The 9,792-nt window shown below is 64.1% G+C and carries 8 protein-coding genes; all 8 read right to left on the reverse strand.

Features of this window, described 5'->3' with window-relative positions; all coding sequences use genetic code 11:
• Nucleotides 1–2,105, reverse strand: a 2,105-nt coding sequence (locus tag ENZ75_RS10350; protein WP_128278078.1) for a bifunctional salicylyl-CoA 5-hydroxylase/oxidoreductase, incomplete at its 3' end; no start/stop codon positions are given.
• 140 nt (nt 2,106–2,245) lie between these two features.
• Nucleotides 2,246–2,845, reverse strand: coding sequence for a VOC family protein (locus ENZ75_RS10355; protein ID WP_063169949.1), 600 nt, complete (start codon nt 2,843–2,845; stop codon nt 2,246–2,248).
• A gap of 77 nt (nt 2,846–2,922) precedes the next feature.
• On the reverse strand, nt 2,923–3,759 hold the full coding sequence (locus tag ENZ75_RS10360) for an ATP-binding cassette domain-containing protein (protein WP_063169950.1): 837 nt from the start codon (nt 3,757–3,759) through the stop codon (nt 2,923–2,925).
• On the reverse strand, nt 3,752–4,633 hold the full coding sequence (locus tag ENZ75_RS10365) for an ABC transporter ATP-binding protein (RefSeq protein ID WP_063169951.1): 882 nt from the start codon (nt 4,631–4,633) through the stop codon (nt 3,752–3,754). Before ENZ75_RS10365 ends, ENZ75_RS10360 begins: the two co-directional genes overlap by 8 nt.
• Nucleotides 4,630–5,478, reverse strand: coding sequence for an ABC transporter permease (locus ENZ75_RS10370; RefSeq protein ID WP_013527973.1), 849 nt, complete (start codon nt 5,476–5,478; stop codon nt 4,630–4,632). Before ENZ75_RS10370 ends, ENZ75_RS10365 begins: the two co-directional genes overlap by 4 nt.
• Complete coding sequence (locus ENZ75_RS10375; protein ID WP_128278080.1) at nt 5,471–6,478, reverse strand: ABC transporter permease; 1,008 nt, start codon at nt 6,476–6,478, stop codon at nt 5,471–5,473. Before ENZ75_RS10375 ends, ENZ75_RS10370 begins: the two co-directional genes overlap by 8 nt.
• A gap of 222 nt (nt 6,479–6,700) precedes the next feature.
• Entirely contained in the window at nt 6,701–8,230 is a 1,530-nt protein-coding gene (locus tag ENZ75_RS10385) for an ABC transporter substrate-binding protein (protein ID WP_027161803.1), read from the reverse strand.
• A gap of 110 nt (nt 8,231–8,340) precedes the next feature.
• A partial coding sequence (locus ENZ75_RS10390) for an NAD(P)/FAD-dependent oxidoreductase (RefSeq protein ID WP_164887778.1) occupies nt 8,341–9,792 on the reverse strand: 1,452 nt, incomplete at its 5' end.

The raw sequence follows: 9,792 nt of genomic DNA on the forward strand, positions 1-9,792 counted from the left end.
GAATTGACATGGTCCGGCTCGTAGATGTTGCCGACCGCCATCGTCGCCATGCCGACCTCGTTGCGGATGCGGTCGGAAAACGGCGTCTGGAACATGCGGCCATAGACAGGCTTGGCCAGTGCCGAGGTCTGGCCTGCCGAGACATCGCAGATGTCGACGCCGGCCTCATGCAGCAGCCGCGCGATCTCGACCGCGTCGGCCGGCGTCACGCCCTCGATGCCGACCCAGTCATTGGCGGAAATGCGCATCGAGATCGGCTTCTCCGCCGGCCAGGCGGCGCGCACCGCGCGGAAGATTTCGAGGGGATAGCGCATGCGATTGTCCAGCGAACCGCCATATTCATCCGTGCGCCGGTTGGTGACCGGCGTGATGAAGGACGACAAGAGATAGCCATGCGCGGCGTGGATTTCGAGCATGTCGAAGCCGCAGCGATCGGCCATCTCGGCCGAAGCGACGAATTCGTCGCGCACGCGGTCCATGTCGGCGCGGTTCATCGCCTTCGGAACCTGATTCTGCGGCGACCACGCAACGGCCGAAGCCGCCATCACCGGCCAGTTGCCTGAGACCAACGGCACGTCAGTGCCCTCCCAGCCGAGCCGGGTCGAGCCCTTGGCGCCGGAATGGCCGATCTGGGCGCAGATCTTGGCCTCGGTCTCGGTGTGGACGAAATCGACCAGCCGCTTCCACGCCACCTCATGCTCGGGCGCGTAGAAGCCGGGACAGCCGGGCGTGATGCGCCCTTCCGGGCTGACGCAGGTCATCTCGATATAGATGAGACCGGCGCCACCCTTGGCCCGCTCGGCATAATGCGTGAAATGCCAGTCGGTCGGGCAGCCGTCGACAGCCTTGTACTGCGCCATCGGCGAAACGACGACGCGGTTCTGCAGCCTCATGTCGCGCAGCTTGAACGGCGCGAACATCGGCGCGCGGCGCAGGCTGTTGCCGCCGGCGCCCGCCTGGCGCTGGAACCATTCTTCCGCGCTTTCAAGCCATTCGGCATCGCGCAGTCGCAGATTCTCGTGGCTGATACGCTGCGAGCGGGTCAAAAGCGAATAGTTGAACTGCACCGGATCGAGGCCGAGATAGCGCTCGACCTCCTCGAACCATTCCAGCGAATTGCGCGCCGCCGATTGCAGCTTGAGCACCTCGGTGCGGCGGGCATCCTCATATCTGCGGAAGGCGGCATCCAGGTCCGGCTCAGTTTCGACATATTCGGCCAGCGCCACAGCACTTTCCAGTGCCAGCTTGGTGCCGGAGCCGATCGAGAAATGCGCCGATGCCGCTGCATCGCCCATCAGCGCGAGATTCTTGTAAGACCAGCGCTCGCACAGCACGCGCGGGAAATTGATCCAGGCCGAACCGCGGATATGGTTGGCATTCGTCATCAAGGCGTGGCCGCCGAGATGTTTTTCGAAGATCCGCTCACAAACGGCGATCGATTCCTGCTGCGACATCGCACCGAAGCCGAAGGCAGCCCAGGTCTGCTCGCTGCACTCGACGATGAAGGTCGCGGTGTCGCTGTCGAACTGGTAGGCGTGGGCCCACACCCAGCCATGCTCGGTTTTCTCGAAGATGAAGGTGAAGGCGTCGTCGAATTTCTGGTTGGTGCCGAGCCAGACGAACTTGCATTTGCGGGTGTCGATGTCGGGCTTGAAGATGTCGACGAAACTGTTGCGCGCCCTGGAGTTCAGGCCGTCGGCAGCGACGACCAGATCGTGCGTCTCCATGTAAGGCTTGGGATCGGCGATGTCGGTCTCGAACATCAGCTTGACGCCGAGTTCACGCGCCCGGCGCTGCAGCAGGACCAGCAGCCGCTTGCGGCCGATGCCGCAGAAACCGTGCCCTGACGAGACCGTGCGCACGCCGTCATGAATGACGGCGATGTCGTCCCAGTAGGCAAAGTGCTTCTTGATCCAGACGGCGCTGACCGGATCGTTTTTCGACAGATTGTCGAGCGTTTCGGCCGACAGCACGACGCCCCAGCCGAACGTGTCGTCGGCGCGGTTGCGCTCGAACACCGTCACATCGTGGGCGGCGTCCCTCAGTTTCATCGAAATGGCAAAGTAGAGGCCGGCTGGTCCGCCGCCGAGAACCGCAACCTTCATCTGTGCGATCTCCTCTTCGCTTGCTGGAGTTCAGTATCGCGCCGGCGATAAGATATTTCAAGCTTAAAGTTTCATATCAGAACGATCGTCCTGACATGGCGAAAGCGCGCCTGCGTGTCATCGCGCAAGCGCGCTGCCGATCACTTTTCCGGGCTCTTCGGGCTCCACAACACCGTCTCGGCGCCCTTCTCATAGGCCATCCCGTCGGGATAGCTGATCGCTTCCAGTTGCAGCCCCCAGGGCGCCTGGAAATAGAGGATGGTCTGGCCGGCGGCGGGTCCTTCCTTGACCGGCAATGGTCCCAAGCGTGTCTTGACGCCCTTGCCGTCGAGATAGGCTTTGGCAGCGGCGACGTCGTCGACATAGAAGGCGATGTGGAAGCCGCCGATGTCGCTGTTCTTTGGCGTCAGGTCCTTCTGGTCCGGTGCTGTGTATTTGAACAGCTCGATGTTCGAGCCGTAGCCACAACGCACCATGGTGACCTCTTCGATCACCGCCTTCGGATCGACGCCCAGGAGATCCTGCATGAAGGTGCCCTTGTCGTCGGCGAACGGGCCGAACGACATCGCCTTCTTGCAGCCGACCACTTCGGTGAAGAAGTCGACCGCCTGCTTCATGTCGGGAACCGTGATCCCGGTGTGGTCGTGGCCGCGCATGCCCGGGATCGAATCCGCCGAGGCCATGCCGGCGCTGCCGAGCATCGCGGCGGCGAGCGTTGCAATTGCGATTGTGGTCTTCATGTCAGTCCTCTCCATTTGGCGGGACTTGGTCTTTGTGGTCGCACGTCCGAGGCCCGCTCGTCGGCGTGCGTATGCATTCATGTCGGCGGCTTGGCTGCGGAAGGAATGTCGAGCCAGCTCGCATCGATCTCGGGCAGCGGAATGGCCGCGATGAGATCGCGCGTGTAGCTTTGCCGCGGCTTGTCGAACAAGGTGTCGGTGGCGCTCGCTTCGACGATCACGCCTTCGCGCATGACGATCACCTGCCGGCACAGCCGCCGGATGACCGACAGATCGTGGCTGATGAAAGCGACGGTCAGCCCCATCTCCGCGGCAAGCTCCTCCAGCAGGGTGAGGATCTGCGCCTGCGTCGAGACGTCGAGGCCCGAGACGATCTCGTCGGCCAGCACGAATTTCGGCGACAGCGCCAGCGCGCGCGCAATGCCGACGCGCTGGCGCTGGCCGCCCGACAGTTCGTGCCGATAGCGGCTGGCGAAACTTTGCGGCAGGCCGACACGCTGCAGCGCCTCGGCGACGCGCGCCTTCAGGTTGTCGCCAAGACCATTCTGCTTCAAAGGCGCGGCGATAATGCTGGTAATGGTGCAGCGCGGGTTGAGCGACGACATCGGATCTTGAAAAATCATCTGCAGATTGCGCCGCAGCGGCCGCAGCTCCGCTTCCGGCAGATTGGTGATGTCGCGGCCGTCGAAGCGGATGCTGCCGGCGCTTGGCTCCAGCAGGCGCACCAAAGCGCGGCCGAGCGTCGACTTGCCCGAACCGGATTCGCCGACAATGCCGGTCACCGAGCCCCGCGGCAGGTCGAAGTCCAGGCCCTTCAGGATTTCGGCCAATGGCGCGCGGCCGATCAGTGGCTTGCGCGTCATGTCGGGCAGCGCGACCTTCAGCCCGCGCACGGAGAACAACGGTTCAACCATGCGGCCGCCTCCAGGCTTGGTCGGCGGCAGCGATCTCCGAAGCAAGTCCGGCCAGCACCGCCTCGTCCACCGGTCTTAGCGAGGCGAAAGGATCGGTGTAGCGTGGCGTCGCCGCGATCAGCGCCCGTGTGTAGGGGTGCTGCGGCGCGGCGAAGAGCGCTGCGGTCTCGGCCTCCTCCACCACCTTGCCGGCATAGAGCACCGAGACCCTCTGGCTGATCTTGGCGACGACGCCGAGATCATGGGTGACGAACAGGATCGCCGTGCCATGCTCGCGCTGCAACGCAGCGATCAGCCGCAGGATCTGCTTCTGCACGGTGACGTCGAGCGCCGTGGTCGGCTCGTCGGCGACGATCAGCCTTGGCTCCGCGGCGAAGGCGGCGGCGATCAGCACGCGCTGGCGCATGCCGCCGGACAGTTCGTGCGGATAGCTTTTGAGCACGCGGTCGGGGTCGCGGATCTGCACCTCGTCCAGCAACTGGCGAATGCGGGTATCGGCCTTCTCGCCACTCCAGCCGAGGATGCGCACCAGCCGGTCGGTCATCTGCGAGCCGATGCGGCGTGACGGGTTGAGAGCGGTCAGCGGGTCCTGCGGGATCAGCGCCGTGCATGCCCCGATCAGCGTGCGCCGTGCCTTGGGCGGCAACTTGCCGAGGTCTTCGCCCTCAAGCAACATATCGCCTTCGACGATGCGCACGCTCGACGGCAGCACACCAAGCACAGCCTTGCCGATCATCGTCTTGCCGGCGCCGCTTTCGCCGACCAACGCGCGGACCTCGCCGGGTTGGACGGAGAGCGACACCGAACGCAGCATGCGCTGGCCGTTGGGCAGCACGGCGCTCAGATTGGCGATGTCAAGGCAGACCGCGCTCATCGCAGCACCGGGTCGAAGCGCGTCTTCAACGCCTCGCCGAATTGGCTGAACGACAGCACGGTGAGGATGAGCGTGATCAGCGGGAACACCAGCACCCACCAGGCCTGATGGATCGACAGCCGGCCCTCGGCGATGATGCCGCCCCAGGTCGGGTCGTCGGTCGAGATCGACAGATTGACGAAGGACAGGATCGCCTCGACGATGACGGCGATGCCCATTTCCAGCGACAGCAGCGCCACGATTGACGGCACCACATTGGGCAGCACTTCGCGCAGCATGATGCCGATGCGGCCATAGCCGGCGATGCGGGCATTCTCGACATAATCCATGCGCGACTGGCCCATCGTCTCGGCACGGATCACCCGGCAGAAACGCGTCCAGTCGATGATGGCGATGGCCAGGATGACGGAACTCAAGCCTGTGCCGAGCACCGCAACCAAAAGGATGGCGAACAGCACCGGCGGAAATGCCATCCAGACATCGACGATGCGCGAGATGATGCGGTCGGCCCAGCCGCCGAAATAGCCGGCTATGAGCCCCAGCATCGAGCCGACCAGGCAGGCGGCGATGGCCGCGGCGAAAGCGACGATGAAGGCGATGCGGCCGCCGAAGATCAGCCGGGACAACAGATCGCGGCCGAGGCTGTCGGTGCCGAGCCAATAGCCGGGTTCGGCGCCGGCCATCCAGAACGGCGGCAACCGTTCCAGCATCAAATCCTGCGCCAGCGGATCCTGCGGCGCGACCAGCGGCGCGAAGATTGCCGCCAGAAGCGCCAGCAGCAGCCAACCGCCGGCAAGCCACAGACGCGGCGACACAGCTCGTCTTTGAGCGCGGCCCTCATCCATGGCGCAGCCTTGGATTGAGCAGCGCGTACATCATGTCGACGCTGAGGTTGATCAGCACGAACAGCAGCGCGAAGACCAGCACGATGCCCTGAATCAGCGGCAGGTCGCGGTTGATGACGGCGTCGATCGCCATGTTGCCGAGGCCTTCATAGGAAAACAGCCGTTCGACGATGACGGTGCCGCCGATGAGGAAGGTGAACTGCACGCCGACCAGCGTCAGCGTCGGCAGCGCGGCATTCTTCAGCGCTTCGCGCAGGATGACCTGTGTTTCCGAGAATCCCTTGACCCGCGCCAGCACGACGTAGTCGAGGTCGAGCACTTCCTTCAGCGACTGTTTCAGCAGCTGCGAGATGATCGCCGCCAGCGGCAGCGCCAGCGCCACGGCCGGCATCAGCATGTGTTTCAGCAGATCCCAGGTCAGGTCGAGGCGCAGACGAAGCAAGCTCTCGAACAGATAAAACTGGGTGACGAAGGGCAGGTCGAGCTGCGGCGACACCCGGCCGGAAATGTCGAAGATCGGCACCAGCACGCCGAACAGCAGGATCAGCACCAGGCCCCACAGGAAGTCGGGACTGGAAAGCGCCGCGCCGCTGGCGATGTCGATGCCGGCCTCGACCGCCGTGCCGCGTTCGCGCGCGCCGATGATTGCCGTCGTGCCGCCGAGCGCCACCGCCATCACAAGCGCGACGATGGCAAGCTCCAGCGTCGCTGGCAGCCGGTTGAAGACGAGACCCAGCACATCCTGCCTGAGCGAAATCGAGGTGCCGAAATCGCCCCTGGCGACGCCTGACAGCCAGATGAAGAATTGCTGCACGATGGTCTTGTCGAGGCCGTAGAGCGCTCGCAGCCGGGCAATGTCGGCATCCGTAGCACCAGGCGGCAGCATCATGGCGATCGGATCGCCGGGCGCGACGCGGATCACGACAAAGACGACGACGGCCACGCCGAACAGCGTGATCAGCATCGTCAGCAGACGGATCAGGAATCTTTGCAGGAGCATTCTGGCGTAGGCCTAATGCGTTTCGGTGACTGATGGAACGAAGACCCCTCATCCGGCCGCTTCGCGGCCACCTTCTCCCCGAGGGGAGAAGAGGTCGCTGACGGCTGAGCCGGTCTCTTCTCCCCAGCGGGGAGAAGGTGGCCCGAAGGGCCGGATGAGGGGGCCTGCGCAAGTTGGGAGAAGGCATGCCGGCTTTGCGACAGCGCGCCTTTCTCGACTCTCTCAGGCCGGGGTCATCAGGGCCGGCAGCAGCGCGCCCGACACATGCTGAACCACATTGACGCCCTTGGCATGGACGATGGGCTGCGCATACTGCATCAGCGGCAGCACATAGGCCTGCTCGGCGATGTATTTGTCGACAGCCTTCCAGCCGGCGATGCGCTTGGCCTCGTCCTTCTCGCCCCACAGCGGGTTGATCATGTCGATCAAATCCTGGCTGTCCCACACCGAATGCGGGCTCGGGCCGTACATGGCAAAGCCGGTCGAGGTGGTCGGATCGCCGATGGCGTTGCCCCAGTTGTAGAAGGCGGCCGGCGCCAGCTTATCGGCGGCGCGCAGTTCGTAGTGCTTTGCGATCTCGTAGACCTCGATCGTCGCCTCGATGCCGACCTTGCGCCACATGCCGACGATCGCCTGGATCATCTCATAGTCCTTGGGCTTGAAGCCCTTGGTCGTCTGGATGGTGAACTTGACCGGCTTTTCCGGCGAATAGCCGGAGGCAGCCAGCAATTCCTTGGCCTTTTCCGGATTGTGCTCGACCTTGATCGACGCGTCGTAGGATGCGTATTCCGGCGTTTCCAGCGTATCGATCGGCTGTCCGTAGCCGCGCAGCAGGCGATCGACCAGCAGCTTCTTGTCGACGGCCATCACGGCGGCCTGACGGACGTTCTTGTCCAGCATCGCCTCGATGTCGTTGAAGAAGATCATGCCGATGTCGGAAACGTTCTTGCACGAGCCGGCCAGCCCGTCCTTGGCGATCAGCCGGTCATACTCCTCGTAGGGGATTTCGAGCGTCACTTGCGAGGAGCCGGATTCGATCTCGGCGACGCGGCTTGCCGCGTCGGCGACGAACTTGATCGTCACATTCTCGAAGGCCGGCTTGCCGCCCCAGTAGTTCGGGTTTGCCTTGAGCCGCAGGAAAGCGTTGCGCTCGAACTTTTCCACCATGTAGGGGCCGGTGCCGATCGGCGCCTTCTCGAAACCTTCGGCGCCGACCTTCTCGTAATAGGCCTTCGGCATGATGTAGCCGGTCAGGAACGACATCCATTTGAAATAGACCGGGTCGAACTGCACGACGTCGCCGGTGATCTTGTTGCCGTCGATCTTGAAGTTGTTGACGTTCTTCCAGACGAACTGGATCGGGTTGCCGGTCTTTTCGTCGCCTGCCCGCTGTAGCGACCAGACGACGTCCTCGGCCGTGAACGGCGAGCCGTCATGCCAGGTCACGCCTTCGCGCACCGTCATCATGATCTTCGTGCGGTCGTCGTTCCAGCCCCATTCGGTGAGCAGGCCCGGCGCGAAGGACAAATCGGGCTTCTGCGGGATGAACTGGTCGAATACCGACTGGTAAAGCCCCTGGATCGTCGGGTTGACGGCCGAGGGTCCGGTGGTCGGATCCCAGGATGGCAGGTTGACATTGTAGGCGATGGTCAGTTCGCCGGCAGCCGCCCTAGCGATCTGCGGCAGGCCGACGGCGGCCACCCCGAGTGCCGCGGCGCTGTATCCGAGCAATTCCCGTCTGTTGATTGTCATGGTCGTTCCCCTTGTTGGTTTTGTTTCTGCGCGGCGTCTTCAGGTCATTGGTTCAGGCTTCTTGGGCAGCAGCGCCTTGCCCCTCGTAGCCTCAAGGAAATCTCCGGCTCCTACCTCCCGCCAAGCTGTTGTGCGAGCATGAAGCCCGACGCCGCACCGGTGCCGGCGCCCGGCCATGTCGCGGCTCCAGTGAGGTGCAGATGCGCCACCGGCGTGTTCCAGCCGGCATAGTTGCGCGCCGGGCGGAATAAAAAGTTCTGCGCCAGATGATGGCTGCCGCAGACCTGGTCGCCACCGACGAGATTCGGGTTCTCACGCTCGAGGTCGATGGGCGAGAAGACGGCGCGGCCGAGAATCTTGTTGCGCAGGCCGGGCGCATAGGTCTCGATGATGTCGAGGACACGGTCTGCGTAGACCTCCTTCACCTTGTCCCAATGGTCCGGTGCGATCTTGCCGGCGGCATCGCCCAGGATTTCGGCCGGCAGCATGCGCACTTGCACCCACAGCACATGCTTTCCCTGAGGCGCCCGCGACGGGTCGATCGCCGTCGGCTGGCCGACCACCAGCACAGGCTCGTCCGGCAGCATGCCCGCCATGGCCTGCTGATAGGTGCGCGACATGGCGTCGAGCGACGGCGACAGATGCACATAGGCGAACTGCCGAAGCTCCGCTCCGGCACGCCAATCCGGCAAATCGTCCAGCGCCAGGTGGATCATCATCGTGCCTGGCGCATGGCGGAATTTCTGCATCGCCGTGTCGAAGCCGGCGTCGCCCGAACCATTGGGCAGCAGCTTGCCCGTCAGCGCCTTGGGCGCGACGCCGGCAATGACTGCCCTGGTGGCGGTATGCGTCTCGCCCGAAGCGAGCCGTACGCCGGTCGCCTTGCCGGCCGAAACGGTGATCTCGGCGACTTCGGCGCCGGTGACGATCTTGCCGCCGGCGGAGGTCGCCATGCCAGAGAGGGCACGGATGATGGTGTCGGCGCCGCCCTTGCCCAGCACCATGCCGAAACTCTGGTTGGCCATCGATTCCAGATAGGGGAAAACCGCACCGCCGGCGATATCCGGGGCGAAGTCGAGATGCATGCCCCAAGTGGCGAGCGTTGCCCTGATATGCGGCGACTCGAAAGTTTCCTCCAGCCAGGCGCGGGGTGAGGACAGCAGCAGCCGGCCCGTATCGAGCGCTCCGGACATGCCCTTCTTGCGCCACAGGTTCCACGCCGTGCCGGCAAGCGCGCGGGCACTCATCGGCGAACCCAGCAGCCGGAACAGGTGTTCGGCCTCCGCCGGGAAGGCGGCGACCAGCCTGCGCCATGTGGCGGCGTCGGCGGCTGAGAAGGCGGCGATGCGCGCGGCGGTCTTTTCCAGATCGTTGCTGACGCCGAACCAGCGCCCGTCAGGGAATGCGCTGGCGAAACAGTCGGCGACCGGGGCGAACTCCAGCCCCTGCGCTTTCAATTCATTTGCATATTTCCGGTGGAAGGCCGAGCCGGCGAAGAGGCTGAGATTCATCGCGCCGAAATCGTGGCGGAAGCCGGGAAGGGTGAATTCGCGCGTCTGGAC

The sequence above is a fragment of the Mesorhizobium sp. M7A.F.Ca.CA.002.04.1.1 genome (assembly GCF_004022805.1).
Classification (GTDB): Bacteria; Pseudomonadota; Alphaproteobacteria; order Rhizobiales; family Rhizobiaceae; genus Mesorhizobium; species Mesorhizobium ciceri.